The organism is Comamonas sp. 26, assembly GCF_002754475.1.
In the GTDB taxonomy this organism is placed as follows: Bacteria; Pseudomonadota; Gammaproteobacteria; order Burkholderiales; family Burkholderiaceae_C; genus Comamonas.
The window spans coordinates 1,338,446-1,363,409 of sequence record NZ_PEFL01000001.1 but is presented as its reverse complement, the minus strand read 5'-3'; the positions used below and the strand labels follow the sequence as shown (position 1 = coordinate 1,363,409).

Annotated in this window: 24 protein-coding genes, 5 tRNA genes and 2 riboswitches; of the genes, 16 read left to right on the top strand and 13 right to left on the bottom strand. The window is 59.5% G+C overall.

Annotated elements, in window-relative coordinates; translation table 11 throughout:
* Nucleotides 1-77: 77 nt before the first annotated feature.
* From CLU84_RS06235 to CLU84_RS06195, 9 genes are all read right to left on the bottom strand, one after another.
* A complete protein-coding gene (locus CLU84_RS06235) occupies nucleotides 78-293 on the bottom strand; it encodes a molybdopterin-binding protein (protein ID WP_099736441.1) in 216 nt (71 codons plus the stop codon).
* A gap of 42 nt (nucleotides 294-335) precedes the next feature.
* On the bottom strand, nucleotides 336-1,286 hold the full coding sequence (locus CLU84_RS06230; protein WP_099736440.1) for an ATP-binding cassette domain-containing protein: 951 nt from the start codon (nucleotides 1,284-1,286) through the stop codon (nucleotides 336-338).
* 122 nt (nucleotides 1,287-1,408) lie between these two features.
* Nucleotides 1,409-2,242 (bottom strand): aliphatic sulfonate ABC transporter permease SsuC, encoded by an 834-nt coding sequence (ssuC, locus tag CLU84_RS06225; RefSeq protein ID WP_099736439.1) that lies wholly within the window; start codon nucleotides 2,240-2,242, stop codon nucleotides 1,409-1,411.
* Nucleotides 2,243-2,252: 10 nt separating this feature from the next.
* Nucleotides 2,253-3,431 carry an FMNH2-dependent alkanesulfonate monooxygenase gene (ssuD, locus tag CLU84_RS06220; RefSeq protein ID WP_099736438.1) on the bottom strand — a complete coding sequence of 393 codons (1,179 nt, stop codon included), beginning with the start codon at nucleotides 3,429-3,431 and terminating at the stop codon, nucleotides 2,253-2,255.
* Between the two features lie 11 nt (nucleotides 3,432-3,442).
* A complete protein-coding gene (locus CLU84_RS06215; protein ID WP_099736437.1) occupies nucleotides 3,443-4,447 on the bottom strand; it encodes an aliphatic sulfonate ABC transporter substrate-binding protein in 1,005 nt (334 codons plus the stop codon).
* A 20-nt stretch (nucleotides 4,448-4,467) separates the two neighbouring features.
* A complete protein-coding gene (locus CLU84_RS06210; protein ID WP_099736436.1) occupies nucleotides 4,468-5,481 on the bottom strand; it encodes a sulfonate ABC transporter substrate-binding protein in 1,014 nt (337 codons plus the stop codon).
* A gap of 229 nt (nucleotides 5,482-5,710) precedes the next feature.
* Nucleotides 5,711-6,304 carry an NADPH-dependent FMN reductase gene (ssuE, locus tag CLU84_RS06205; protein WP_099736435.1) on the bottom strand — a complete coding sequence of 198 codons (594 nt, stop codon included), beginning with the start codon at nucleotides 6,302-6,304 and terminating at the stop codon, nucleotides 5,711-5,713.
* Between the two features lie 153 nt (nucleotides 6,305-6,457).
* Entirely contained in the window at nucleotides 6,458-6,661 is a 204-nt protein-coding gene (locus tag CLU84_RS22325; protein ID WP_233209938.1) for a hypothetical protein, read from the bottom strand.
* 59 nt (nucleotides 6,662-6,720) lie between these two features.
* On the bottom strand, nucleotides 6,721-7,755 hold the full coding sequence (locus CLU84_RS06195) for a sulfate ABC transporter substrate-binding protein (protein ID WP_099736434.1): 1,035 nt from the start codon (nucleotides 7,753-7,755) through the stop codon (nucleotides 6,721-6,723).
* Nucleotides 7,756-7,901: 146 nt separating this feature from the next.
* Between CLU84_RS06195 and CLU84_RS06190 the strand changes: the two genes are divergently transcribed.
* From CLU84_RS06190 to mnmC, 3 genes are all read left to right on the top strand, one after another.
* Nucleotides 7,902-8,177 (top strand): oxidative damage protection protein, encoded by a 276-nt coding sequence (locus CLU84_RS06190; RefSeq protein WP_099736433.1) that lies wholly within the window; start codon nucleotides 7,902-7,904, stop codon nucleotides 8,175-8,177.
* 290 nt (nucleotides 8,178-8,467) lie between these two features.
* Nucleotides 8,468-8,559, top strand: a riboswitch (glycine riboswitch).
* A 13-nt stretch (nucleotides 8,560-8,572) separates the two neighbouring features.
* Nucleotides 8,573-8,692, top strand: a riboswitch (glycine riboswitch).
* Between the two features lie 52 nt (nucleotides 8,693-8,744).
* On the top strand, nucleotides 8,745-9,410 hold the full coding sequence (locus tag CLU84_RS06185; RefSeq protein ID WP_099736432.1) for a trimeric intracellular cation channel family protein: 666 nt from the start codon (nucleotides 8,745-8,747) through the stop codon (nucleotides 9,408-9,410).
* Between the two features lie 171 nt (nucleotides 9,411-9,581).
* Entirely contained in the window at nucleotides 9,582-11,525 is a 1,944-nt protein-coding gene (gene mnmC / locus CLU84_RS06180; RefSeq protein WP_099737894.1) for an FAD-dependent 5-carboxymethylaminomethyl-2-thiouridine(34) oxidoreductase MnmC, read from the top strand.
* Nucleotides 11,526-11,748: 223 nt separating this feature from the next.
* Here the strand turns inward: mnmC and CLU84_RS06175 are convergent, their stop codons facing one another.
* Nucleotides 11,749-13,068: a hemolysin family protein gene (locus CLU84_RS06175; protein WP_099736431.1), complete on the bottom strand. Its 1,320-nt coding sequence runs from the start codon at nucleotides 13,066-13,068 to the stop codon at nucleotides 11,749-11,751.
* 295 nt (nucleotides 13,069-13,363) lie between these two features.
* Here CLU84_RS06175 and CLU84_RS06170 point away from each other — a divergent pair, with 295 nt between their 5' ends.
* The 7 genes from CLU84_RS06170 (at nucleotide 13,364) to CLU84_RS06140 (ending at nucleotide 20,414) form a co-directional block, all read left to right on the top strand.
* The gene (locus CLU84_RS06170) at nucleotides 13,364-15,148 is read left to right on the top strand and encodes a nitrite/sulfite reductase (RefSeq protein ID WP_099736430.1); all 1,785 of its coding nucleotides are present in this window, start codon (nucleotides 13,364-13,366) and stop codon (nucleotides 15,146-15,148) included.
* A 41-nt stretch (nucleotides 15,149-15,189) separates the two neighbouring features.
* On the top strand, nucleotides 15,190-15,630 hold the full coding sequence (locus CLU84_RS06165; protein WP_233209937.1) for a DUF934 domain-containing protein: 441 nt from the start codon (nucleotides 15,190-15,192) through the stop codon (nucleotides 15,628-15,630).
* A complete protein-coding gene (locus CLU84_RS06160; RefSeq protein WP_099736429.1) occupies nucleotides 15,584-16,219 on the top strand; it encodes a phosphoadenosine phosphosulfate reductase family protein in 636 nt (211 codons plus the stop codon). The genes CLU84_RS06165 and CLU84_RS06160 overlap by 47 nt, the downstream gene beginning before the upstream one ends.
* 177 nt (nucleotides 16,220-16,396) lie before the next feature.
* Nucleotides 16,397-17,329 carry a sulfate adenylyltransferase subunit CysD gene (cysD, locus tag CLU84_RS06155; RefSeq protein ID WP_099736428.1) on the top strand — a complete coding sequence of 311 codons (933 nt, stop codon included), beginning with the start codon at nucleotides 16,397-16,399 and terminating at the stop codon, nucleotides 17,327-17,329.
* A 141-nt stretch (nucleotides 17,330-17,470) separates the two neighbouring features.
* Nucleotides 17,471-18,847 carry a sulfate adenylyltransferase subunit 1 gene (locus tag CLU84_RS06150; protein ID WP_099736427.1) on the top strand — a complete coding sequence of 459 codons (1,377 nt, stop codon included), beginning with the start codon at nucleotides 17,471-17,473 and terminating at the stop codon, nucleotides 18,845-18,847.
* 145 nt (nucleotides 18,848-18,992) lie between these two features.
* A complete protein-coding gene (fdxA, locus tag CLU84_RS06145; RefSeq protein ID WP_099736426.1) occupies nucleotides 18,993-19,322 on the top strand; it encodes a ferredoxin FdxA in 330 nt (109 codons plus the stop codon).
* 36 nt (nucleotides 19,323-19,358) lie between these two features.
* The gene (locus CLU84_RS06140) at nucleotides 19,359-20,414 is read left to right on the top strand and encodes an NAD(P)/FAD-dependent oxidoreductase (protein ID WP_099736425.1); all 1,056 of its coding nucleotides are present in this window, start codon (nucleotides 19,359-19,361) and stop codon (nucleotides 20,412-20,414) included.
* Between the two features lie 205 nt (nucleotides 20,415-20,619).
* Here CLU84_RS06140 and CLU84_RS06135 read toward each other — a convergent pair whose 3' ends face one another.
* Nucleotides 20,620-22,110, bottom strand: coding sequence for a nucleobase:cation symporter-2 family protein (locus tag CLU84_RS06135; RefSeq protein WP_099736424.1), 1,491 nt, complete (start codon nucleotides 22,108-22,110; stop codon nucleotides 20,620-20,622).
* Nucleotides 22,111-22,578: 468 nt separating this feature from the next.
* Complete coding sequence (def, locus tag CLU84_RS06130; protein WP_099737893.1) at nucleotides 22,579-23,118, bottom strand: peptide deformylase; 540 nt, start codon at nucleotides 23,116-23,118, stop codon at nucleotides 22,579-22,581.
* A 217-nt stretch (nucleotides 23,119-23,335) separates the two neighbouring features.
* On the opposite strand from def, the gene CLU84_RS06125 reads away from it, so the two are divergent.
* The 5 genes from CLU84_RS06125 (at nucleotide 23,336) to CLU84_RS06105 (ending at nucleotide 23,900) form a co-directional block, all read left to right on the top strand.
* Nucleotides 23,336-23,411: transfer RNA gene (locus CLU84_RS06125), tRNA-Asn, on the top strand.
* 44 nt (nucleotides 23,412-23,455) lie between these two features.
* A tRNA-Asn gene (locus CLU84_RS06120) sits at nucleotides 23,456-23,531 on the top strand.
* A gap of 47 nt (nucleotides 23,532-23,578) precedes the next feature.
* Nucleotides 23,579-23,654: transfer RNA gene (locus CLU84_RS06115), tRNA-Asn, on the top strand.
* Nucleotides 23,655-23,701: 47 nt separating this feature from the next.
* Nucleotides 23,702-23,777 (top strand) — tRNA-Asn (locus CLU84_RS06110).
* A 47-nt stretch (nucleotides 23,778-23,824) separates the two neighbouring features.
* Nucleotides 23,825-23,900, top strand: a tRNA-Asn gene (locus CLU84_RS06105).
* Nucleotides 23,901-23,950: 50 nt separating this feature from the next.
* Here CLU84_RS06105 and CLU84_RS06100 read toward each other — a convergent pair.
* The gene (locus CLU84_RS06100; RefSeq protein WP_099736423.1) at nucleotides 23,951-24,256 is read right to left on the bottom strand and encodes a hypothetical protein; all 306 of its coding nucleotides are present in this window, start codon (nucleotides 24,254-24,256) and stop codon (nucleotides 23,951-23,953) included.
* 390 nt (nucleotides 24,257-24,646) lie between these two features.
* Between CLU84_RS06100 and CLU84_RS06095 the strand changes: the two genes are divergently transcribed.
* Entirely contained in the window at nucleotides 24,647-24,868 is a 222-nt protein-coding gene (locus CLU84_RS06095) for a hypothetical protein (RefSeq protein WP_144445413.1), read from the top strand.
* Nucleotides 24,869-24,964 lie beyond the last annotated feature (96 nt).

Sequence of the window (24,964 nt, the reverse complement as noted above, 5' to 3'; positions counted from 1 at the left end):
TCAGTTATCTAAAAAGAGAGCACCCAGCGCAAACAGTACCTGCGCTGGGTGCTATTTTTGATGAACTCTCTAACGGTTTACAGCTTGGCGATGGAGACTTCGGTGGACTTGACCAGCGCCACGACTTCGGAGCCGACTACCAGCCCCAGATCATTGACCGAGCGCGTGGTGATGACCGAAGTGACGGTGCCCCATGGCGTTTCGACATCGACTTCCGAGACCACATCGCCACGGATGATTTCCTTGACCTTGCCTTTGAACTGGTTGCGCACGTTGATAGCTTGAATGGACATGATGTTTCCTTTGTGTTGAAAGCATTGAAAGAGAGATAAAAATCAGATGGCCCAGCGCAGGCCGGTCACGGGCACGCCCGGCCAGCGGTCCTGTGCGGGCACTTGTTCAGACTCGGGCTTTTGCAGCACGCGGTCGAGAATGCGGGTTTCCAGCGCCGCAAAGCGCGCATCACCATGCACACGGGGACGTGGCAGGTCTATGCGTTCATCGAGCGCAATGCGCCCGTCTTCAATCAGCACCACGCGGTCAGCCAGCGCCACGGCTTCCTGCACATCGTGGGTAACCAGCAAAGCCGTAAAACCGTGGCTGCGCCACAGACCTTCGATGAGGCGGTGCATTTCAATGCGCGTCAGCGCATCCAAAGCGCCCAGCGGCTCATCGAGCAGCAGCAGACGCGGCTGGTGCACCAGGGCCCGGGCCAGGGCCACACGCTGGCGCTGGCCGCCAGACAAGCGCGCAGGCCATTCGTTTTCACGGTCGGCCAGCCCTACCTGCGCCAACACCTTGCGACCCTGCTCTTTGGCCGATTCGGGCAGACCCAGAATCACGTTGTCCAGAACCCGCTTCCAAGGCAGCAGGCGTGCGTCCTGAAACATGATGCGCGTGTCCTGCTTGGCCGCTTTGACATCGGCTTCATCGATCAGCAACTGACCCGCACTCGCGCCCTCCAGCCCCGCCACCAGCCGCAGCAGCGTGGACTTGCCGCAGCCGCTGCGGCCCACGATGGCGATGAACTCGCCGGGCTGAACATCAAGCTGCACCTGCTTGAGCACTTCCCGCTCGCCATAGCGCTTGGTCAACTGCCGGGTCTGCAGCTGCACGCCTTGAGGCTTGATGCGATCGGCCTCATCCTGTTCACTGCGCAGCTGGCCGGCCAGCTCCAGCACCTGCGCTTCGTCCAACGATGCCTCCCAGGCTTCCAGCGGCCGGCGTGCATTCAAGGCACCGGAACTCACCAGCGACTGCGTCAAACGACTCCATAAATTGCTCATCACAAGCTCCTGTCATTCTTTTCACTGACCTCAAAAACCGTCACACCCCAGGCAAGAGACATCCAGCAAGGGCCGCCCTGCTGCATGAATGTCGTCCCCTCAGGGGCAAGTCGCACAGCGACTCAGGGGGTCCCATAGTTCGGATGCCAGCGCAGCCACCAGCGCTCCAGGCTGCGTGCAAAGACGTCGGCCAGCTTGCCCAGAATGGCGTAGAGCAAGATGCCCACCAGCACCACATCGGTCTGCAGAAACTCGCGGGCATTCATGGTCAGATAGCCAATGCCGGCCTGCGCCGAAATGGTCTCGGCCACGATCAGAATCACCCACATCAGCCCCAGCGAAAAACGCAGACCCACGAGGATGGAAGACAGAGCGCCGGGCAGCACGATGTCGCGGTACAGCTGCCAGCGCGTGAGGCCGTAGCTCTTGCCCATCTCGATCAGCCCCGGGTCCACATTGCGAATGCCGTGAAAGGTGTTGAGATAGATGGGGAAGAACACCGAGATGCTGATGAGAAACAGCTTGGCCGACTCATCAATGCCAAACCACAGAATGACCAGCGGAATCAGCGCCAGCGCGGGGATGTTGCGCACCATCTGGATGGTGGAGTCCAACAGCGTCTCGGCCCAGCGCAGCGAGCCTGTGAGCAACCCCAGCAACAGACCCAGACTGCCGCCTATGGCCAGCCCAGCCAGCGCACGCCCGGCGCTGACCCTGACATGGGTCCACAGCTCGCCCGATTCGGCAAGCGTCCAGGCGGCACGCAGCACATCCAGCGGAGCGGGCAGTACCCGGGTCGACAGCCAACCGTAGGCCGATGCTGCCTGCCATGTGGCAATCAGCAGCAGCGGCACCAGCCAGGGCAGCAGCCGCACACCGACCTGCCGGGCAAACTGCTCCAGACGGGGCACCGGCTGAGTTGCGGGCTTCAAAGCCAGCGTTTGAACATCACTCATGCCGTCTCCTTCAGCTTTGCGAAACCCGACCCTGATCGCGGCCCGGTGAGTACAGATTGGCGACGGTCTCGCCAAACGGGCCGCTGGGGCTGCCGCCGCCCAGTTTTTGCTGCAGGTTGAGCGGCAGCAGCGGGAAGACCAGCTCGGCAAAGCGATAGGCTTCTTCCAGATGCGGATAGCCCGAGAACACAAAGGTGTCGATGCCCAGATCGGCGTATTCCTTGATGCGATCAGCCACCGTCTGTGCACTGCCCACCAGCGCCGTGCCGGCACCGCCACGCACGAGTCCGACACCGGCCCAGAGATTTGGGCTGATCTCCAGATCCTTGCGGCTGCGCTTGCTGCCACCTGCATGCAGGGCAGCCATGCGGCGCTGGCCTTCCGAATCCATGCGCGCAAACGCGGCCTGCGCCTGCACCACGGTTTCATCCTGAACACGGCTGATCAGGCGCTCGGCATCGGCCCATGCTTCCTCATCGGTCTCACGCACGATGACGTGCAGGCGAATGCCGAATTGGAGCTTGCGGCCATGGCGCTCGGCCTTGGCGCGCACATCGGCCAGCTTCTTGGCGACTTCGGCCGGGGGCTCGCCCCAGGTCAGATAGGCATCGACCTGCTCTGCCGCCAGCTCATGGGCGGCTGGGGATGAGCCGCCAAAGTACACAGGCGGATACGGTTTTTGTAGCGGCGGAAACAGCAGCTTGGCGCCCTTGACCTGCAGATGCTGGCCGTCAAAGTCCAGCGACCCACCCTCATGGCTGCGCGCCAGAATTTCGCGCCAGATTTTGATGAACTCTGCCGACTGCTCGTAGCGCGTGGCATGGTCGAGAAACACACCGTCTCCCTCCAGCTCAGCCTGATCGCCGCCGGTCACCAGATTGATCAGCAAGCGCCCGCCAGAGAGCCGGTCAAAGCTGGCCGCCATGCGCGCCGCCAGACTGGGCTGGTGCAGCCCTGGGCGCACAGCCACCAGAAACTTCAATCGCTTGGTGACGGGGATCAGGCTGGAAGCCACCACCCATGGATCTTCGCAAGAGCGACCGGTGGGAATCAGCACCCCTTCATAGCCTAGGCTGTCCGCGGCGACAGCGACCTGTTTGACATAGTCGTGGCTGAGTTGCCGCGCACCTTCGCTGCTGCCCAGATAGCGGGCGTCACCATGAGTGGGAATGAACCAGAAAACTTGCATGGAATATCTCCTCAGACCTTGGATGGCTGCCAGACGATGTCGGCGACCCGAATCTGGCGTGGAATCACGCCCAGACGAAAAAATGCATCGGCCACACGCTGCTGATCGGCCACCATGACGGGGCTGAGCAGCGATGTGGGAGAACTGGGCCGGCGGCCTATGAAGCGACTGACCACGTTGGCCTCCAGCCCGCTGAAAGCGGCAACCAGTTGCACGGCTTCCTGGCGCGAGCGCTGCACCAGCTGGTCGGCCTGAGTCAGCTCCTCGAACAGCGCATGTATGAGCTGGGGCTGCTGCTCCACCAGCGCCCGAGAGGCCAGATAAAAGGAGTTGTTGCCCGTCAGCCCTTCGCCATTGCTCAGCACCCGTGGACGGATGCTGAGTTCGGTGGCCGCGTAGTACGGGTCCCAGATGGCCCAGGCATCCACGCTCTTGCGCTCGAATGCGGCACGCGCATCGGCCGGAGCCAGGTACACGGGCTGAATGTCGGCCCAGGCAATGCCCGCCTTATCGAGCGCACGCACCAGCAGATAGTGGGCGCTGGAGCCTTTTTGCAAAGCAATGCGCTTGCCTTTGAGGTCGACCAGGGTTCGCAGCGGTGAATCGGACTGCACCAGAATGGCCGAGCTTTCGGGCTTGGGCGGCTCGGCCCCCACATAGCGCAGGTCCTTGCCTGCGGCCTGAGCAAACACGGGCGGCGAGTCGCCGGTCAGGCCGAAGTCCAGACTGCCGACCGACAGAGCCTCCAGCAGTTGCGGCCCGGCGGGAAATTCCAGCCAGCTGATCTGCGTCTGCGGCAGGCGTTTTTCGAGCACGCCATGCTGCTTGAGCACCACCAGGTTGACCGCTGACTTCTGGTAGCCGATGCGTAACTGGGCCGGTGCCCCGACCAAAGGCTTGGCCTGAGCACTGGCGTAATGGTCGGCCAGCACCCAGCTCAGCGCCGTGGTGCCCAGCAGTTGCAAGGCCTGGCGACGGCCTCGATAAAAGCGGGGAATAGAGGATGAAGCACTCATGATCGGATCTCTTTCATGAATCAGCGACTGGCCAGCAAGTCCACAGGTGCGGCGTGCAGCAGGTTGAGCTTTTTGGGGATGAGCTTGAGGTCGAAGAAGGTGTCGGCAATCTTTTGCTGCTCGGCCAGAATTTCACCGTTGACGGCCTGGGTACCAAACTCGGCGCGGCTCAGGTACAGCTCGGTCACGGAGGTGTCCAGCCCCAGAATCTGCGACAGCTCAGCGGCTGCGGCCTTCTGGTTCTTGCTGGCCCATTTGTCGACAACGGCAATTTCCTCAATCGCAATGCGCAGCACATCGGCGTTACGGCTGGCAAAGTCGCGTGAGGTGAAGTAGTAGGCGCGGTTGTTGACCACGCCCTTGGCATCGGCCAGCAGGCGAGCGTCCAGCGTCTTCTGGGCAGAGGCCAAGAAGGGGTCCCAGATCACCCAGGCATCGACCGAGCCTTTTTCAAATGCCGCACGGGCATCTGCGGGGGCCAGAAAGACGGACTGCACATCGCCGTACTTGAGGCCATGCTTTTCCAGCAGCTTGACCAGAAAGTAATGGACGTTGGAGCCCTTGTTATAGGCAATGCGCTTGCCCTTGAGGTCAGCCACGCTGCGAATCGCCGAGCCCTTGGGTACGATCACGGCCTCAAGACCGGGGCGGGCCACGGTGGCACCGGCATAGACCAGGGGCGCACCGGCGGCCTGCGCAAAAATGGGCGGGGCTTCACCCACATCGCCAAAGTCTATGGAGCCGACGTTCAGAGCCTCCAGCTGCACGGGGCCGGCGTTGAATTCCACCCAGCGCACAGACACACCCAGTGGCGTCAACCGCTTTTCCAGCGTGCCGCGATTTTTGAGGATGGAGAGCCAGCCTTTTTGGTGACCCACGCGCAGTACACGCTGTGCGCCATTGCTTTGCTGGGCTTGCAGCTGGCCCGACGCCAGTGCCAGCGCCGAGGCCACAGTCCCCGCCAGCCACTGGCGGCGGGTGGTTTTCAAAAGCTGGGTCGAAACGCGAGAGGTGGTGATGTTGCGATCAGTCATGAGAATTCAATCCTTGGAAGGGGCAGTCCACAGGCCTCTGGTGTTCAGACCTGTTTTGGGCACTTTTCAGGCGCAACTCGGCCTTCACAGCGCGGGGACTGCTATCAAAAACAATGGGAGTGCGTTAGGGGCGCAAGAAAGGATGGCCAGCAAGGGCCGCCTTACAACGAAGCCACGAGGCCGTCGGCCCCGCAGGGGAAGCGGCGCAGCCGCTCAGAGGAGAGCTAGATCAAACACTACATCGCACGTCAGTAAACGCGATGTTTTCAAAGTGGTTTCCAGCCCATTGCGCGCTGCGGCGCAGGTCAGTGGCCAGCAACTGGGCGGCGTCGTCCAGCCGTTCGGCAATATCCGGGGTAAGGCCATAGCCGCCTTCGGGCAACAAGGGCACGCCTTGATCGGTGGCGTAAATGCCCGGCAGGATGTGGCGCGCACCCAGCGACTGCAGCACGGGGCGCAGGGCATAGTCCAGCGCCAGCATATGGTGGGGGCTGCCGCCTGTGGCCAGCGGCAAAACCAGCTTGCCTTTGAGCGCGGTCTGGGGCAGCACGTCGAGAAAAACCTTAAGCAGCCCGCTATAAGCCGCTTTGTAGACCGGCGTAGCTACCACCACGGCATCGGCCTGCGCCACACGGTCTGTGATGGCTCGAATTTCGGCGTGATCAAACTGGGCTAGTAGCAGCGCTGCGGGGTCCAGCTGGTTGAGCTGCAGCACGGGTTCAGTGCTCAGGCCCTGCGCCTGCAGACGGCTCGCCACGGCATGCAGCAAGGATGTGGAGCGCGAGGGCTGTGTGGGACTTCCGGCAATCAGCAAAATCGACATGGCTTGGCTTATCTTTGTGGGAGTGCTTTAGGAGCTGCGAACAGGGCCCGGAAAATCGTAGATTGGCGTTTCAGACAAGGTGCAAAGCCACAGGCGGTACAAACGTACGGCAAGGCTTCATATCACAAGGTATCAAAGGTGGTGTTGAGGGCTTCAAGGCTGCTGCGCCGTGCCGGGGGATGTCTCCGCTTCCCTGCTCCCGGCCTGAGTTTGCTGCGGCTCAGGCCACAGCTTGCCGCTGGCAATCAGTGCCTCGGCCTCGTCCCACGAAGCCTCCCACGCCAACAGCGGCTGGCGTGCATTCATGGCTCCTGCGCTCAAAAAAGACTGTCCCAGACGGCTCCAGAAATTGCTCATTACCCGCTCCTGTTGTTGCTGTGATCTGGTGTGCGGCGGGCCAGCCCGCCGCGCTGTGCTTACTTCTTGGCGTAAATCTGGTCGAAGCTGCCGCCGTCGGCAAAGTGCGCCTTGTCAGCCGCAGCCCAGCCGCCAAAGGCCTTGTCGATGGTGAACAGCTCCAGCTTGGGGAACTGGCTGGCGAACTCGGTCGCCACCTTGGCATCGGTGGGGCGGTAGAAGTTCTTGCCGGCAATGCGCTGGGCGTCTTCGGAGTACAGGTACTTCAGATAAGCCTCGGCCACGGCACGCGTGCCGCGCTTGTCCACCACCTTGTCGACCACGGCTACCGAAGGCTCAGCCAGGATGGACAGCGAAGGCGCAATGATCTGGAACTTCTCAGGGCCAAATTCCTTGAGCGCCAGATAGGCTTCGTTTTCCCAGGCCAGCAGCACATCGCCCAGACCACGCTGCACAAAGGTCACGGTGGAGCCACGCGCGCCGGTGTCCAGCACGGGCACGTTCTTGTAGAGCTTGGTGATGAAATCCTTGGCCTGCGCATCACCGCCGTACTTGCGCTTGGCAAACTCCCAGGCGGCCAGATAGTTCCAGCGGGCACCGCCCGAGGTCTTGGGGTTGGGCGTAATTACCTGCACGCCGGGCTTGACCAGATCGTCCCAGTCCTTGATGCCCTTGGGGTTGCCCTTTTTCACCAGAAACACAATGGTCGAGCTATAAGGCGCGCTGTTGTGCGGCAGGCGCTTTTGCCAGTCAGCCTTGACATTGCCGTTCTTGACCAGCGCATCAATATCACCGGCCAGCGCCAGCGTGGCGACATCAGCATCAATACCGTCAATGATGGAGCGCGCCTGCTTGCCCGAGCCACCGTGCGACTGCTTGATGGTCACATCCTGGTTCTGCGTGGCCTTCCAGTGCTTGGCAAACGCCTGGTTGTAATTCACATACAGCTCACGAGTCGGGTCATAGGACACGTTGAGCAATTGCACGCCGCTTTGTTGTGCAAAAGCAGGCAATGTGGGCAGAGCGGAGAGGGTCAAGCCAGCAATCAGACCGGCAGCCAGAGGAAACTTGATAAAGTTGCGACGATTTTTCATTGGACTGTGTTCTTGGAGTGAATGGATAACGGGCTTCTTCTCCCCCGTTGCTATGCATTCTTGATCCGCAGTCTTAAAACTCAAACTACTAAGATTTCAGTTTGTTATTACCTAAACATCTGTAATCACACAAGAGGACCCTACACATGGCACGTACCGTTCATTGCATCAAGCTGGATCAGGATGCAGAAGGCCTGGACTTTCCCCCTGCACCCGGCGAACTGGGCAAGCGCATCTATGAAAGCGTGAGCAAGCAGGCCTGGGCCGACTGGCTCAAGCACCAGACCATGCTGATCAATGAAAACCGCCTGAACCTGGCCGACGCGCGCGCCCGCCAGTACCTGTCCCGTCAGATGGAAAATCATTTCTTTGGTGGCGGAGCAGATGCGGCTCAGGGCTACGTGCCTCCAAGCGCTGAGTAAGCTCGCCTGAGTCAGAGACCTCAGATACAAAAGCCCCGTGGCATTGCCCGGGGCTTTTTTGTTGCTGGCTGCGGCCAAAGGCGCCAGATTTGTCACAGTCAGGCATCAAGGAAAACCTGCCTATACCCCAAGCACAGCAAGCGCGAGCAGCTATCAAAATTAACTTTCCATCATCGCCATCGCAGCCGCCAACGAAAAGCCAGACTTCAAATAAAACAAAAAACAGATCATCAAACCCAGGCAACACAGGTACTAACCCGTAAAACACCGCCATAACTGGCTAAAATCGCGCCCATCCTGCGGGAGAGCGGAACCTGCAACGGTTCCCGCCGAAGGCGCAAACTCCCATAATCGCTCAGGCAATAAGTACCGCAGGTGGGTCAGACAAGGCCCGGATATCGCCAACTGGAGAGCAGCCCGCAATCACAAGTTTGCAGGGCTCACCGAAGGGGCAAGCATGTCCACCGCGAAGGTGCACATGCGCAACTCTCAGGTAAAAGGACAGCGGGAGAGGCAAACCAGACACTCCTGTTGATGTGAGTGGCTGGTCTATTTTCAAGTGCCGTCATGCTTCCTTCCGTCTCTTTGCTGGACTCGTTCCAGACCGCCAATTTCACCGTCATGCTGGTCATCTATCTGGTGGCCATCACTGCCGAAGCCATGTCCGGCGCGCTTGCTGCGGGCCGGCGCAATATGGATATCTTTGGCGTCGTCGTCATTGCCTTTGTCACAGCCCTTGGCGGCGGCACCATTCGTGACATGGTGCTGGGCCACTACCCGATTGGCTGGACGCAGCATCCCGAATATGTGTATCTGGTCATCAGCTTCGGCCTGCTGACCACGGTGATTGCACGCCACATGCACAGACTCAAGCAAGTGTTTTTGCTGCTGGACGCCATGGGCCTGATCGCCTTCTCGCTGATCGGCTGCAACACCGCGCTGGAGCTGGGCTACCCCACCATCGTCGTCATCATGGCGGGCATGATTACCGGCATCAGCGGCGGCATTTTGCGTGATGTGCTGTGCAACCAGGTGCCCGTCGTCTTCCGCCGCGAGCTATATGCCAGCGTGTCGCTGGCCGTATGCCTGATGTTCCTGGGCCTGCGTCACCTGGATGTCAGCCCCAATATCAGCACCATCGTCTGTTTTGCCGGTGGCTTGGCCTTTCGTATGGCGGCCATTCGTTTTAAATGGCGTCTTCCTGTCTTCTCCTACCAGCAACGCTGGGAATAAACTTCCCCCCTGAGCCGCTTTGCGGCTTCCCCCTCTCTCTGCGAGAGGGGGACGACAGCCTCGCTGCGAGACGGCTCTTGCTCGCTGTCCCTGATACTTACACCGCACCAGTTTTAAGCATCACGCCTTGTGGATGCGTTTTCCCCTGCCATGTCTGAACCCATCACATGGATGCCTGATGGCACCCCCTACAGCTCTCGTTTTCAGGATCGCTATCGCAGCGAAGATGGCGGCCTCGATCAGGCTACCCATGTCTTTCTGGGCGGCTGCGGCCTGCCTGCTGCATGGGCCAATACGCCGCAATGGCGGATTCTGGAAACCGGTTTTGGCTTTGGCCTGAACTTTCTGGTGACCTGGGCGGCCTGGAAAGCTGACCCGCAGCGCACGCGGCTGCTGCATTTCGTTTCGGTTGAGGCGTTTCCCGTCTCTCGCGAAGACCTGCTGCAGTCCTTGCCTGCAGATGACCAGCTGCGCGCACTGGGCCTGCAACTGGCCGAGCAGTGGTGGGGGCTGCTGCCAGGCGTGCACCGCCTGTCTTTTGAAGAGGGCCAAGTTCTGCTGACGCTGTATATAGGCCCGGCACAGACCATGCTGCGCAAGCAGCAGCTCACGGCAGATAGCGTCTACCTCGATGGCTTTTCGCCCCAGCTCAACCCCGAGCTATGGGATGAAGATGCCATGAAAAACATCGCCCGCCACTGCCGCCGTGGCACGCAGCTGGCGACCTGGTGCGTGGCTGGCAGCGTGCGGCAAGCCCTGAAGACACAGGGCTTTGACGTCAAAAAAGTGCCGGGAACGCCTCCCAAGCGACACAACCTGCAGGCCAGCTACAACCCTGCGTGGGAGCCCCGCCACCGTGCGGATGGGCTGCCTGCGCCCGTCAAACAACCAGGCCACTGCCTGGTGCTGGGTGCGGGGCTGGCCGGTGCAGCCGCCGCAGCCAGTCTGGCAAGGCGGGGCTGGCAAGTCACCGTGCTCGACAGTGCTGCGCAGCCCGCTGCCGGTGCATCGGGTCTGCCTGCAGGGTTGTTCTGCCCCCATGTCTCACCCGATGACAGTGTTTTATCGCGTCTGTCCCGCAGCGGCGTGCGCACCACGCTACAAACTTTGCAGCAACTGAGCGCTGCCCAAAAACTGCAAACGGACGAGGACTGGGCCCATGGCGGCGTGCTGGAGCATGACCTGAACGAGCCCGCCCACCTACCACCGCAATGGCTGAAGACAGGCAGCGCCGAGCACGGCTGGGGCCTGCAGTGGAGCAAGCCCGCTACTGCTCAGCATCTGCAAGCCGCCCGCTTGCCTGATGACAGCCACGCCCTGTGGCACGCGCAGGCGGGCTGGGTCAGGCCTGCGCAACTGGTACGGGCTTTGATGCAATCGACCCTTATTCAGTGGCAGGGCAATACCGATGCCGCCAGGCTGCAGCGCGATGAAGTCAACGGTCAGTGGCAGGTGTTGAACCTGCAGGGCCAGAGCATTGCCCAGGCCGACATGCTGGTTCTGGCGCTGGGCCCGGCCAGCAAAACACTGCTGCAAGCCAGTGGCATGAATGCCGGACTGTGGGAGCTGCAAGCCATACGCGGGCAAGTCAGCGTGGCCGAGCATACGGCACAGACTCAGGCGGCCATGCCGCCCTTCCCGGTCAACGGCCACGGCAATCTGGTACCGGACTTTCCGGGTGACGCCCCTACCAGCCCGCACCAATGGATCATGGGCTCCACCTTCGAGCGCGATGTGACCGAGCTGCCGCCCAGCGCCGCAGACCAGCAGGCCGCACATGCGGGCAATGGCGAGAAGCTGGCCGCCCTGCTGCCCGCATGCCGGCAGGCGCTGCAATCCTTTTTTGATGCACCACAGCAACCCGAGACCTGGGCGCGAGTGCGCTGCGCCGCCTATGACCGCCTGCCGCTGGCCGGACCCGCCGGTGAAGCGGCGGACGACCTGCCCGGACTGTGGGTGCTGACGGGACTGGGCTCGCGCGGGCTGACGCTTTCCATGCTCTGCGGCGAGTTGCTGGCAGCGCGCCTGCATGGTGAGCCGCTGCCGCTGGATGCCAAGCTGGCGCAATCGCTGGGCACGCAGCGACTGTGGAGTCGCGTGACGCGTGATGCGTGATCCGAAAAGCGCCTGACCAAGAGCGGCTAACACTACCCAGCAAACCGCAGGTTGGCGTTTGAGACGAGGCGCGAAGCCGCAGGCAGTACAGAAATACGACAAGGCGAAGCAACGACGTATCAAGGGTTGTGTGAGTCGCTCTAAAACCAGGACTCCTAAAAAAAGAGCACCTGCCGCTTATCAATAAAGCGCCAGGTGCTCTTTTCATGCCTGAAGACTGGATTTACGGCAGCGTAATCGCGTCTGCTGAGACTAAAGGCTCCAGCTTGGTGGCCAGCACCTTATCGAGCGTCTTGCCGTCCATGTCCACCACTTCAAAGCGCCAGTCTTCCCACTCGACCACGTCGGATTCGCTGGGCACCCGGCCCAGCAAGAGCATCACCATGCCGCTGAGCGTGTGATAGCGGCCGCGCTCTTCTTCGGGCACGGCATGCAGGTTCAGGCGGTCCTTGAGTTCTGGCACAGGGATATGTCCATCCAGCAGCCAGCTGCCATCCGGACGCTGCACCGCCCAGCTGGTTTCGTCGTCGCGCGGCTGGAATTCGCCGGTAATCGCTTCAATCAAATCCTGCAGCGTGACAATGCCTTGCACCTCACCGTATTCGTCGATCACAAACGCCATATGCAGATCAGAGTTGCGGAAGGTGTCCAGCAGCTCCATACCAGTAATGGTTTCCGGCACATAGAGCGCCGTCTGCAGCGGCTGATCGCCGAGCTTTTGCTCGCCCTTCTGGCGCACGGTCTGGGCCAGCCACTGGCGGGCATTGAGCACGCCCACGATATTGTTCATATCGCCGCGCACCACGGGATAGCGTGCATGGTCGGCTTCTTCCATCCGGGTCAGATTGACGTCCAGGCTGTCGTCGATATCTAGAAACACCACATCGCTGCGCGGCACCATAAGTGAGCCGATCTGGCGGTCATCCAGCCGGAACACGTTGCGCACCATGGTGTGCTCTTGCGACTCGATCACACCGGCGCTGTGACCCTCCACCAAAATGGCCTGAATTTCCTCTTCGGTTACCACGCTGCCATTGCTTTCCTTGACGCCCAGCAGTTTGAGCAGGCCGCGTGTGGATGCAGACAGCAACCAAACAAAAGGCTTGGTGGCCAGAGCCAGAAAGTTGATGGGGCGGGAGATCAGGCGCGCCAGCGCTTCGGGGTTGGTCTGACCCAGACGCTTGGGAACCAGCTCGCCCACCACGATAGAGAAGTAGGTGATCAGCACCACGACCAGACCGGTAGAGACGTAACCAGCCGTCTTGGCCTGCATGCCGGCGTCTATCAGCTTGAGAGCCAGTGGCCCGGCCAGAGCCGCCTCGCCCACGATACCGTTGAGCACGCCAATCGAGGTAATACCAATCTGAATGGTGGAGAGAAAACGCGTTGGATCCTCTCCTAGCTTGATAGCGGCTACCGCACCGCTGTCGCCCTCATCCACCATTTTTTGCATGCGGCTCTTGCGGGCTGTGACCAGCGCAATCTCCGACATGGCGAACACGCCGTTCAAACAGATGAGAGCGAAAAGTATGGCTATTTCCATAGTCAGGCACCCGCTTTCAATCCAGGCGCCTCAATCATTGAACAAGCCCCGATTCTAGGGAATCAGCGAGCCTTGCTTACAGATAAATGCAAGTGCACCGCAAGGAAATTCCCAGAACCGGCGCACTTTGACCCGAAAGCGAGCCTTTGTTTACGGCCTCACATATTCTTTTAGTTATATATGAAGGACTAAATAATCGTTTGTTTTTATATAAAGCATCTCTACAGTTCGCTCCAACGATCACAGTGCAATGCCATTCGAGGCAAGGCATTCGCTCCACGGAAGAACTGAAGACATGTATCAATACACCGATTTCGACAAAGCGTTCGTCAAGCAACGCGCCGACCAGTTCCGTGACCAGCTGGAACGCTGGCAGGCAGGCAAGCTCCCGGAAGATGATTTCCGCCCGCTGCGTCTGCAAAACGGCTGGTATGTCCAGCGCTATGCGCCCATGCTGCGCGTGGCCGTGCCTTATGGCGAGATCAACTCCGCCCAGATTCGCGTGCTGGCCAAGGTGGCTCGCGAATACGACGAGCCCGAGGCCGCCGTCTTTCAGGCAGCGCTGGATGGCCAGGGCAAGATGGGCACCACCTATCTGCCCAAGAACTGCGCCCACTTCACCACCCGTACCAATGTGCAGTTCAACTGGATTCCCCTGTCCAGAGCTGCCGATGTGATGGATCTGCTGGCCAGCGTCAATCTGCACGGCATTCAGACCAGCGGCAACTGCATTCGCAACACCACCACCGATGCGCTGGCCGGTATTGCCCCTGACGAAGCCATTGACCCCCGCCCCTACGCAGAAATTCTGCGCCAGTGGACCACGCTGCACCCCGAGTTCGCCTTTCTGCCACGCAAGTTCAAGATCGCCATCACTGGTGCCAAGGAAGACCGCGCCGCCACAGGCTGGCACGATGTGGGCCTGCACATGGTCAAAAATGAAGCGGGCGAAATCGGCTTCAAGGTATTTGTCGGTGGCGGCATGGGCCGCACGCCCGTGATCGGCACCGTGATTCGTGAGTTCCTGCCCTGGAACCAGATCATGAATTACATCGAAGCCATTGTTCGCGTCTACAACGAACTAGGCCGCCGCGACAACAAATACAAGGCACGCATCAAGATTCTGGTCAAGGCTGAAGGCCAGGCCTATATCGATGCGGTGGAAGAAGAGTTCCGCCAGATCGTTGACGTGGACGGCGGCCCTCACACCGTGCCGCAGGCCGAGTTTGACCGCGTGGCCGCCATGTTCACCACACCGGCTCTGCCCGTCGTCACCGATGCAGCCGCCGCTGAACAGGCACTGATCGAGCAAACGGCCAAGGAGCCCGCCTTTGCCCGCTGGGTCGCCCGCAACGTGCACGCCCACAAACTGGCAGGTCTGCGCGCCGTCACCCTGTCCTTCAAGCGCGTGGGCCAGGCCCCTGGCGATGCACAGAGCGAGCAGCTCGATGCACTGGCGCAATTGGTCGATGCTTTCTCCTCTGGCGAAGCCCGCGTAACGCATGACCAGAACGTGATGCTGCCCTGGGTACAGGTCGGCAAGCTGCATGCGCTGTGGACCGAAGCCAAGGCTCTGGGTCTGGCCAGCACCAATGTAGCCCTGCTGACCGACATGATTGCCTGCCCCGGCGGCGACTTCTGCGCACTGGCCAACGCCCGCAGCCTGCCCATTGCCGACGCCATCACCGCCCGTTATCAGGATCTGGACGAGCTGGACGATATCGGCGAGATTGACCTGCACATCAGCGGCTGTATCAACAGCTGCGGTCACCACCACAGCGGCCACATCGGCATTCTGGGTGTGGATAAGGACGGCAAGGAGTGGTACCAGGTCACTCTGGGCGGCTCTGACGGCTCCACCCTCTCGGGCAACGCCGTGGCTGGCAAGGCCATCGGCCCATCGTTCAGCGCTGCCGAGGTGCCTGACGTGATCGAAGCCGTGCTGAGCACCTACCGCGACCTGCGCCACAGCGGCGAACACTTTATTGACGCCGTGCGCCGCATTGGCATCGATCCTTTCAAGGAAGCTGGCAAGGCTGCCCGCCACCCCGCCGAAGACGAAGAAGCCGCGCTGGCCTGAGCCACGAGCAAGAACAAAAAGCCAAGAGCAAGGAATTGATGATGAAAATTCTGGCAAACCATGACTACCAGGCCCCCAGCGAGAGCACCGGCCCTGTGTTGGTACTGGCCAATGATGTGAACGCGCTGGAAGCCAATCTCGACGGCATCACGCAAGTCGACCTGAACTTCCCCAACTTCACCGATGGTCGCGCCTTCAGCCAGGCCTATCTGCTGCGCCGCCGCCTCAAGTTTGCGGGCGATATCCGCGCCACCGGCGATGTGCTGATTGACCAACTGGTGCAGATGCAGCGCACGGGTTTCAGCTCTGCCGTGCTGCGCGAAGGTGTGGACGCCGCCGATGCCCAGCGTCAGTTCGAGCGCTTTGGCGGCTACTACCAGGCCGATGCGCTGGAGCACCACCCCACTTTGCCCAGACTTCGTCGCTGGAGGCCGCATGAGCCAGCTCGCCCCCGCCATGAATCTCGCCAGCGTCAACGCTGAGCTGGGCCACGATGCCGCTGCGCTGGTGCGCTGGGCCGTCGGCCTGGGTCAGCCCACCATCGTCACCACCAACTTCCGCCCGTTTGAAGCGGTGATTTTGCACATGGTCGCTCAGGCCCGCCCTGATGTGCCCGTGATCTGGATGGACAACGGCTACAACACCGAAGCCACCTACCAGTTTGCCGACACAGTCACCAAGCAGCTGGGCCTGAACCTCAAGATCTACCTGCCCCTGCGCAGCCGTGCCCACCGCGAAGCGGTAGAAGGCACCACGCCAGCGCTGGATGACCCGCGCCACGCAGCCTTTACTGAAGAAGTAAAGCTGGAGCCCTTCACCCGCGCTCTGCGCGAAACAGCGCCCAAGGTCTGGTTCACCGCACTGCGCGCAACCGATACCGCTGTGCGCGCCGCCATGGACCCCGTCAGCATCAACCCCGACGGTCTGATCAAAGTGGCTCCGCTGCTGCACTGGTCCAGCAAAGACCTGTACGAGTACTGCCAGAAGCACGGCCTGCCCAACAATTTTGACTATGTCGACCCCACCAAGGGCGAAGACAACCGCGAGTGCGGCCTGCACATCTCTCACTAACTCCCTGAGTCGCACGCGGCTCCTCCTAAGGGGGACGGCAGCCTCGCTGCGAGAGCGGCCCTTGCGGGCTGCAACTGTGTTTAGGTTAGCGCCAGTTTTTGTAAGCCGTTGATTGAAAAAAGATAGCTGCCTGCGCAATCTCCATATGCGCCACAGCACGATTTGATTGGACAAACAATGAACGCCCGAGTGGATACCTCCGTCCTGAGCCATCTCAGCAACCGCCATCTGGATGCCCTGGAAGAAGAAACCATCTTCATCCTGCGCGAAGTGGCCGCCGTGTTTGAGCGCCCCACCCTGCTGTTTTCGGGTGGTAAGGATTCGCTGGTCATGCTGCGCTGCGCCGAGAAGGCGTTTGGCGTGGGCCGCATCCCCTACCCGCTGTTGATGATCGATACCGGCCACAACTTCCATGAGGTGACCGATTTCCGTGACCAGCGCGCCAAGGAGCTGAGTGCCGAGCTGATCGTGCGCAGCGTGGAAGACTCCATGGCGCGCGGCACGGTGCGTCTGGCCCACCCTGGCGAATCGCGCAATGTGCACCAGTCGGTGACGCTGCTGGAAGCCATTGAGGAGTTCCGCTTTGACGCGCTGATCGGCGGCGCCCGCCGCGATGAAGAAAAGGCCCGCGCCAAGGAACGCATCTTCAGCCACCGCGACAGCTTTGGTCAGTGGCAGCCCAAGGACCAGCGCCCCGAGCTGTGGACGCTGTTCAACACCCGCATTGCACAGGGCGAGCATTTCCGCGTCTTCCCGATCAGCAACTGGACGGAGCTGGACGTGTGGCAGTACATCGCCCGCGAAAACATCGCCCTGCCAAGCCTGTACTACACCCACAAGCGTGATGTGGTGGAACGCAAGGGCCTGCTGGTGCCCGTAACTGAGCTGACCCCGCCACGTGATGGCGAGGAAATCGTGCAGCGCGATGTGCGCTTTCGCACCGTGGGCGACATCACCTGCACCTGCCCTGTGGAGAGCACCGCCGCATCGGCCAAAGACATCGTGATTGAGACCCTGTCTGCCGAAGTCAGCGAGCGCGGCGCGACCCGCATGGATGACAAGACCAGCGAAGCGTCTATGGAAAAGCGCAAAAAGGACGGTTACTTCTAACGACATCCCCCTGAAGCGCTTTGCGCCTTCCCCCTTCTACCGTCAGGCTTCGCCTTCGGAAAGGGGGACGACACCCTCGGTGCGCGGCGGCGCTTCCTCGGTGTCTCTGGATTGGGACATGCCTGTTTTCGAAAGAATGTGATGACTGAAACTATTAATTCCGTAGCTGCCAGCGATACTGCCTCAAGCGCTGCAGGCCAATTTGAGACCGATAACAGCAACGCGCTGCGCTTTATTACCTGCGGCTCGGTCGATGACGGCAAGAGCACGCTGATTGGCCGTCTGCTGGTCGATACCCGCGCCGTGCTGCAAGACCAGTTGGCAGGGGTCACCAAGTCAGGCGAGACCGATCTGGCCTTGCTGACCGACGGTCTGGCCGCCGAACGCGAGCAAGGCATCACCATCGACGTGGCCTACCGCTACTTCGCCACCGAGTCGCGCAAGTTCATCATTGGCGATGCGCCCGGCCACGAACAGTACACCCGCAATATGGTGACGGCTGCATCGAGCGCCGACGCCGCGGTGGTGCTGGTCGATGCCACCAAGCTGGACTGGAAGAATGCCGACTTGGAGCTGCTGCCCCAGACCCGCCGCCACAGCCTGCTGGCCCATTTGCTGCGCGTGAACTCGCTGATCTTCGCGGTCAACAAGCTCGATGCCGTGCAAGACCCGGCTCTGGCCTTTGCCCACATCAGCGCCGCGCTGCAAAAGTTTGCAGCCTCTGCCGATATCAAGGTCACAGCCACGGTGCCCGTGTCGGCCCTCAAAGGCTTCAACGTGGTCAACACCGAAGCCGACTGGGCAGGCTACAACGGCCCCAGCTTGCTGCAAGTGCTGGAGCAGTTGCCCAACACCCCCACCGACAGCGCGCTGGCGCTGGCCTTCCCTGTGCAGTGGGTCGAAAAGTTCTCGTCTTCTGCCGACACCAGCCAGGGCCGCCGCGTGTTCTGGGGCCGCGTCGCAACAGGCCTGGCACAGGTCGGCGCGCAGGTGCAGATTCTGCCCAGCGGCCAGTTGGCCACCGTGGCCCAGGTCATAGACCATGCGCGCGCGCCCAAAGACGTGCACGCGGGCCTGTCCGCCGGCATCACGTTGGACCGCGAGGTCGATGTCTCGCGTGGCGACTGGATTGTGGCGGCTCCCGTGGCCGCTGCGGCTGCCGCCGAAGACGACTTTGATGCCTCGGCAGCGGTCAGCCCATGGCCCAGCACCCGCGAGATCACGGCAACGGTGGCATGGATGGACAACGAGCCTCTGGTGCCTGGCCGTGTCTACTGGGCGCTGCACGGCCACCGCTGGGTCAAGGCCAAGGCACGCCGTCTGGTGCATCGCCTCAACATCAATACGCTCGGTGAAGAACAATCCCAACAGCTGGAAGCCAACGCCATCGGCCAGGTGGAGCTGGTGCTGCAGGAAGCCATCCCCGCAGCGCCCTTCACACAGGCTCGCCAGCTGGGCGCCATGATTTTGGTGGACACGGCCAGCAACGCAACTGCAGGTGCTGTGCTGGTGCATTGAGCCCTGCAAACGCACTACGGCCGCACGTCGATCTGAGCTGCAAACCAGATCACCGTGCGGCCTTATCCAGCCTGGCACTGGCGCCAAGCGGGAAAAAACCTAGAATCACAGGGTTTACCAATCCCACCCTACAAGAAGAATCCCAATGACTCACGTCGTTACCGAAAATTGCATCAAGTGCAAATACACCGATTGCGTGGATGTTTGTCCCGTGGACTGCTTCCGTGAAGGCCCTAACTTCCTGGTCATCGATCCCGATGAATGCATTGACTGCGCAGTCTGCATTCCCGAATGCCCAGCGAATGCCATCTTTGCCGAAGAAGATGTGCCAGCTGATCAGTTGGCCTTCATCAAGCTGAACGTCGACCTCTCCCAGATCAAGACCTGGAAGAGCATCACCAAGCGCAAGGCTGCGCTGCCTGATGCCGACGAGTGGAATGGCAAGCCAAATAAAGTGGATTTGCTCGAGCGCTAAGCCGTTCAGGGTGCCGTCTGCGCTACGCTCGACAGCATGAGCCTGTCCAACGCATCCTCTTCCCAACAACCCGCCGTGGAAACCGACGCCCTCATCATTGGCGCAGGTCCGGCGGGTTTGTTTCAGGCCTTTCAGCTAGGTCTGCAGGGCATTCCCGCCCATCTGATTGATGCCCTGCCCCATGTCGGCGGCCAGTGCAGCCAGCTCTACGGTCACAAGCCCATCTACGACGTGCCCGGCATCCCGGTCTGCACAGGGCTAGAACTGGTGCAACTGCTGGAAAAGCAGATTGAGCCGATGAAAGTACCTCGCCACCTTGGTCAGCAGGTTCAGACCCTGCAAGCCATGGAGGACGGACGCTGGCAGGTCTCAAGCTCTGCTGGCACTGTGTTTCACGCCCGCACCGTCTTTATCGCCGCAGGCGTGGGTGCTTTTGTGCCCAAGGCATTGAAGGTTGCAGGCATAGAGCTGCTGACAATGGGCCAGTTGCACTACCACCCGCTGCAACTGGATATGGCGGCTGGCCACAATGTGCTGGTCTATGGCGGTGATGAGGAAGCGGTTAACGCCGCCATCAGCTGTGCAGCAGCTGCCGCAAAAACCCAACTCATGCACCGCCGCGACAGCTTCAATGCCGAGCATGCGCAACTGGCTCAGTTGCAGCAACTGCGCGAATCCGGCGCCATCGATGTGCTGATTGGTCAGATCACCGACATTCAACAAGAAAGCGGCCAGCTCAATGCCGTGCAATGGATGGATGGCGAGGGCAATGAGCAGTCTCTGGCCATCGAGCAATTGCTAATTTTTCAGGGCATCTCCCCCAAGCTAGGCCCAGTAACAGACTGGGGGCTGGCACTGGAGCGCAAGCAACTCTTGGTAGACCCCGCCACGCTGACCACCAGCGCCCAAGGCATTTATGCCATTGGCGACATCGTCAGCTACCCCGGCAAGAAACGACTGATTCTCTGCGCCTTCCACGAAGCCACCATGGCTGCGTTTGCCGCTGCTGAGTACCTGCAAGGCAGCAAGCCATTGCTGGAATACACAACCACCAGCGCCCGTCTGCACGCCATTCTGGGCGTCGCTCACTAGATCTACGGCCTGTTCAGGCCCATCTCTGCCTGCGCGCCGCAGGCATAAAAAAACCGCTACCCCATCTGCATGGGATAGCGGTATCAATCACGACGGGGCTATCTGACCCCACCGCGCGCACTTCGTTGAGACCCGCCAACACCTCTTTTGAGGCTCAACCGTCAACCTTCGGTTGCCTGGATGGTGTCAGCGGCTCTTATTCAAATCAATGGCCGTGAGCAGGCTTGGCTTGGATGACCGGCACTTCCTTGCCTTCCTTGTCAAACACCTTGCCGCCTTCAACACGGTCACCATCGGCCAGAGCTTCAAGCACGTGCTGGCTCAGAACGCGGCCATAGCCAGCTTCAAACACAGAAGGCTGATCGGAATTGCCTTGCTTGAAGTGGTTGTAGACCAGATTCAGAGTCACGGCAACCAGAGCTGTCGCACTGATACCGGAGTGGAAAATCGTAGCAAACCAGTCAGGAAACTGGTCGTAGAACTTGGGAGCGACCACAGGCAGCAGGCCTGCACTCACCGAAGTGGCAACAATAATCAGATTCATATTGTTGTTGTACTCCACCTTGGCCAGAGTACGAATACCACTGGCAGCCACGGTGCCGAACAGCACCAGGCCCGCGCCACCCAGCACGGACGGAGGCACGCAAGCCACGATACGGCCCATGACGGGCAGCACGCCAAACACGATCAGGATCAGGCCAGAGAACGCCACCACAAAGCGGCTCTTGACACCAGTCACAGCAACCAGACCCACGTTTTGGGCAAATGCGCTTTGGGTAAAGCCGCCAAAGATAGGCGCAACGATGCTGGAAAGCATGTCAGCGCGCAGACCATCACCCAGGCGGCGACCATCCACAGGGCTGTCCACGATTTCGCCCACAGCCAGGACGTCAGCCGAGGTTTCCACCAGGATCACCAGAATCACGATGAACATGGAGATGGTGGCTGCCATATCAAAAGTAGGCCAGCCAAAGTGCAGCGGTGTGGGCACGGCAAAGATGGGGCCGCTGAGGACTTGCGAGAAATCAGCCTTACCGACGAACACGGCAGTCACCGTACCCACCACAATCGCCATCAGAATGGACAGGCGCGACAGCATGGCATTGCCCAGCTTGCTGAATAGCAGAACCATGAACAGGGACAGGCCAGCCAGACCGATATTGCCCATGCTGCCGTAATCAGCAGATTTGGCATTGCCGCCCATGGCCCAGTGCGCAGCCACAGGCATCAGCGACATGCCGATCACCGTAATCACGCAGCCATTGACCAGTGGCGGGAAGAATTTAGTGATGCGCGAGAAAACCGGCGCAATGATCAAGCCCAGTACCGAGGCGTACATGACAGCCCCCAGCACGCCTTGCATACCGCCACCGGTATGCAAAATGCTGACCATGGTGGCAACGCCCGCGAATGAGACGCCTTGCACCAGAGGCAAACGACAACCAAAGAAAGGCAGGCCCAAGGTTTGCAACAGCGTTGCAACCCCGCCCATGAACAGGCAAGCAGTCACCAGCAGACCGGCATCAGCTGCGGACATGCCAGCAGCTTCAGCAACAATCAAAGGCACAGCCACAATGCCGCCATACATCGTCAACACATGTTGCAAGCCATACATGAGGTTGGCTGCAAAGCCTAAGTTCTCATCCTCGGGCCGCTGGGCACCCGAACTCTGGGGCACTCCGGTCTGATCGCTCATCTCTGTCTCCTAATTTGTCCAACGTACTAAGGCTCTGGAGGCCTTTTGCTCTATTTATTCGATTTGCAACACACTCAAAAGCTGCGATTTTTTGATGCGCAGCCTCGTGACTTGTATCGCTGCCTGCCGTTCTTCTAAGTGAGAACGATCTGGCGCATGCGAAGAGCAAACAACTCTTTCATTCACCTAAGCTAGTCCATCAATCTCCTTCGATTGCGCAATGTCCGTCAGGCGAACTATTCCATTACGCAATCAAAGCCATACCCAACAGGGCATGAGTTGAGAATGTACGTCGGCAGAATGCAGAAATTGTCTACAGTTTTGTATACAAAGTGCTGACCATAACCTTTCCAAAGTGGAAAAGCGAACTAAATACTTACATTGCCACTCTGGTTAAGAGTGACTGGAGCCGCCCCTGCAGCCCAAAAACGTGCAAGACATAGCGTCCAGGCAAAGGCAAAAGAGAAATCAATCGTCCTCAGCCTGAGCAATTCCGGGGAACAGCACATCCGTAAAGCCAAATTGACTGAAATCCCGCATCCGCATGGGGTAGAGCTTGCCCCACAGATGATCGCACTCGTGCTGAACCACTCGCGCATGAAAGCCCTCCACCGTCCGGTCTATGGGATCACCATAGATATCAAAGCCCGTATAACGCACAGTATTCCAGCGCGGCACCATGCCTCGCATCCCTGGCACAGAAAGGCAGCCCTCCCAATCCAGCAGCTCCTGCTCACCCATAGGCGTGATGACAGGGTTGATCAACACTGTGATAGGTACGATAGGTGCGTCGGGATAACGAGGATTGAGTTGCCCCGAACCAAACACCACGACTTGCAGACCGACACCAATCTGAGGAGCAGCCAGACCAGCTCCGTTGGCGGCATGCATGGTGTCCAGCAAGTCCTTAAGAAGCAGGTGCAAAGCATCCGTATCAAATTCGGTAACAGGCTTGGCAACCTGCAGCAGGCGGGGGTCACCCATTTTCAAAATTGTGCGAACTGTCATATCAGAACCATGCGCAGCAGCCTTTGAGCCACCGCTTTCGTGCTCCATATCCAAAAAGCAAAGAGCTACATTGCTGTAGCGAACATTCAAAAGCATAGCGCCAGCCCCACACAGCATCTTCGATGTAGGCATTTATGAGCCCAAGCGTAGAGAATTTGGTGAAATTCTGGCGAACTTCCTGCGAGCCTCTTTTTCCGTCCTATAATCTAGGTCTTCTTCCTCAATAGCTCAGTTGGTAGAGCGCCGGACTGTTAATCCGTAGGTCCCTGGTTCGAGCCCAGGTTGAGGAGCCAAGAATTTCAATGCTTTGATCACTTCAAAGCATTAGCCAACATTTTCCTCAATAGCTCAGTTGGTAGAGCGCCGGACTGTTAATCCGTAGGTCCCTGGTTCGAGCCCAGGTTGAGGAGCCAAAATTTAATTGCCTTGCAATCGCTCAAGGCAAGTCTCAAAGACATCTTCCTCAATAGCTCAGTTGGTAGAGCGCCGGACTGTTAATCCGTAGGTCCCTGGTTCGAGCCCAGGTTGAGGAGCCAAAATTTAATTGCCTTGCAATCGCTCAAGGCAAGTCTCAAAGACATCTTCCTCAATAGCTCAGTTGGTAGAGCGCCGGACTGTTAATCCGTAGGTCCCTGGTTCGAGCCCAGGTTGAGGAGCCAAAATTTAATTGCCTTGCAATCGCTCAAGGCAAGTCTCAAAGACATCTTCCTCAATAGCTCAGTTGGTAGAGCGCCGGACTGTTAATCCGTAGGTCCCTGGTTCGAGCCCAGGTTGAGGAGCCACAATAAAAAGCCTGTATGTTCACACATACAGGCTTTTCTTTTTGACACCATCACGCTGCGCGAACCACGCCACTGACCGGCGCTGCATCGACAGCAACAGCCTTTTGCACTGCACGTGTCGGATAGGCATAGTGATGCGGCACAGCAGGAGCATGCTGATCCCCCTGCTCCCAGGCGTGCAGCTCTTCTTCAAGCCTTGCCGCTCGCTCGGCATACATCTGCGCAGATGACTGGTAATGCTCTGCCGCAATCGTGTGCTCCAGCATGGCCATGCGCGCCTCTTGCAGGTAGGCACGTGTACGGCGGATATAGCGCGGCTCGGAGCGCCCAAAGCCAAAAATCTTGCCGAGAAACATGTCGACCTCCTTTACCAATGATTAAGTGCGTCTATCGCACTCATTCACCAAGCACCACTGCTAGCGTAATGAGTCCAGGCTTTAGCACCTGTCCCACTCCAAGAGTTCCCCTCGTAGGATGGCTGCCCGCCCACACCACCCTGCGCAAAGCACCTTTATGGCTCAAAATTCTGCATCAGCACCATATAAAGTATGTATGTTTACACCCGCGCACCTTTGTAACAATTCAATTCATGGCAAGTGCCCGCGAAATTGCGAAAGCATATGCCGCGCCTCAGCAAGCTCTAGATCTTCAAATGCATCCAGCACAGCCCGCGCTTGATCTTGCCACGAGGCCCCGCCTGAAGACTGAATCAATTGCTCAAGCAGCGCCCGGACACCAAAGTCGCCATGATCAACCAACGGAATCAAATGTTCAAGCAGCGCCAGAGAGTCAGCACCCGCCACTACGCCATCCGCAATCTTTTCAGGATTCTCAAGCTGGTGCAGTGCCCCGCAAACCTGAGCAAGACATTCGTGTACAAGCAGCAGGAACTGATCAGCCAGATTTCACACTACATTCCCATTGCCATCATGCCCCGCACGCTTTATGACATTGGCGACCGCACATAGTTGCACCGCATCCAGATAACCGGCACTGCTTTTGATTTGCTGAACCAGCTCCGCAAGCTCTTGTCAGCGATGCCCTGAGAGTAATTACTCAAACTA

Coding starts and splice junctions, on each gene's coding strand:
- ssuD (WP_099736438.1), bottom strand. CDS start 3,431: ATGCAAGTTTTCTGGTTCATTCCCACTCATGGTGACGCCCGCTATCTG.
- CLU84_RS22325 (WP_233209938.1), bottom strand. CDS start 6,661: ATGAGCAATTTCTGGAGCCGTCTGGGACAGTCTTTTTTGAGCGCAGGA.
- CLU84_RS06150 (WP_099736427.1), top strand. CDS start 17,471: ATGACTGAAACTATTAATTCCGTAGCTGCCAGCGATACTGCCTCAAGC.
- CLU84_RS06135 (WP_099736424.1), bottom strand. CDS start 22,110: ATGAGCGATCAGACCGGAGTGCCCCAGAGTTCGGGTGCCCAGCGGCCC.
- CLU84_RS06185 (WP_099736432.1), top strand. CDS start 8,745: ATGCTTCCTTCCGTCTCTTTGCTGGACTCGTTCCAGACCGCCAATTTC.
- CLU84_RS06235 (WP_099736441.1), bottom strand. CDS start 293: ATGTCCATTCAAGCTATCAACGTGCGCAACCAGTTCAAAGGCAAGGTC.
- def (WP_099737893.1), bottom strand. CDS start 23,118: ATGACAGTTCGCACAATTTTGAAAATGGGTGACCCCCGCCTGCTGCAG.
- CLU84_RS06190 (WP_099736433.1), top strand. CDS start 7,902: ATGGCACGTACCGTTCATTGCATCAAGCTGGATCAGGATGCAGAAGGC.
- CLU84_RS06140 (WP_099736425.1), top strand. CDS start 19,359: ATGAGCCTGTCCAACGCATCCTCTTCCCAACAACCCGCCGTGGAAACC.
- CLU84_RS06170 (WP_099736430.1), top strand. CDS start 13,364: ATGTATCAATACACCGATTTCGACAAAGCGTTCGTCAAGCAACGCGCC.
- CLU84_RS06195 (WP_099736434.1), bottom strand. CDS start 7,755: ATGAAAAATCGTCGCAACTTTATCAAGTTTCCTCTGGCTGCCGGTCTG.
- ssuC (WP_099736439.1), bottom strand. CDS start 2,242: ATGAGTGATGTTCAAACGCTGGCTTTGAAGCCCGCAACTCAGCCGGTG.
- mnmC (WP_099737894.1), top strand. CDS start 9,582: ATGCCTGATGGCACCCCCTACAGCTCTCGTTTTCAGGATCGCTATCGC.
- CLU84_RS06175 (WP_099736431.1), bottom strand. CDS start 13,068: ATGGAAATAGCCATACTTTTCGCTCTCATCTGTTTGAACGGCGTGTTC.
- CLU84_RS06230 (WP_099736440.1), bottom strand. CDS start 1,286: ATGAGCAATTTATGGAGTCGTTTGACGCAGTCGCTGGTGAGTTCCGGT.
- ssuE (WP_099736435.1), bottom strand. CDS start 6,304: ATGTCGATTTTGCTGATTGCCGGAAGTCCCACACAGCCCTCGCGCTCC.
- cysD (WP_099736428.1), top strand. CDS start 16,397: ATGAACGCCCGAGTGGATACCTCCGTCCTGAGCCATCTCAGCAACCGC.
- CLU84_RS06165 (WP_233209937.1), top strand. CDS start 15,190: ATGAAAATTCTGGCAAACCATGACTACCAGGCCCCCAGCGAGAGCACC.
- CLU84_RS06100 (WP_099736423.1), bottom strand. CDS start 24,256: ATGTTTCTCGGCAAGATTTTTGGCTTTGGGCGCTCCGAGCCGCGCTAT.
- fdxA (WP_099736426.1), top strand. CDS start 18,993: ATGACTCACGTCGTTACCGAAAATTGCATCAAGTGCAAATACACCGAT.
- CLU84_RS06160 (WP_099736429.1), top strand. CDS start 15,584: ATGAGCCAGCTCGCCCCCGCCATGAATCTCGCCAGCGTCAACGCTGAG.
- CLU84_RS06215 (WP_099736437.1), bottom strand. CDS start 4,447: ATGAGTGCTTCATCCTCTATTCCCCGCTTTTATCGAGGCCGTCGCCAG.
- CLU84_RS06210 (WP_099736436.1), bottom strand. CDS start 5,481: ATGACTGATCGCAACATCACCACCTCTCGCGTTTCGACCCAGCTTTTG.
- CLU84_RS06095 (WP_144445413.1), top strand. CDS start 24,647: ATGATCAACCAACGGAATCAAATGTTCAAGCAGCGCCAGAGAGTCAGC.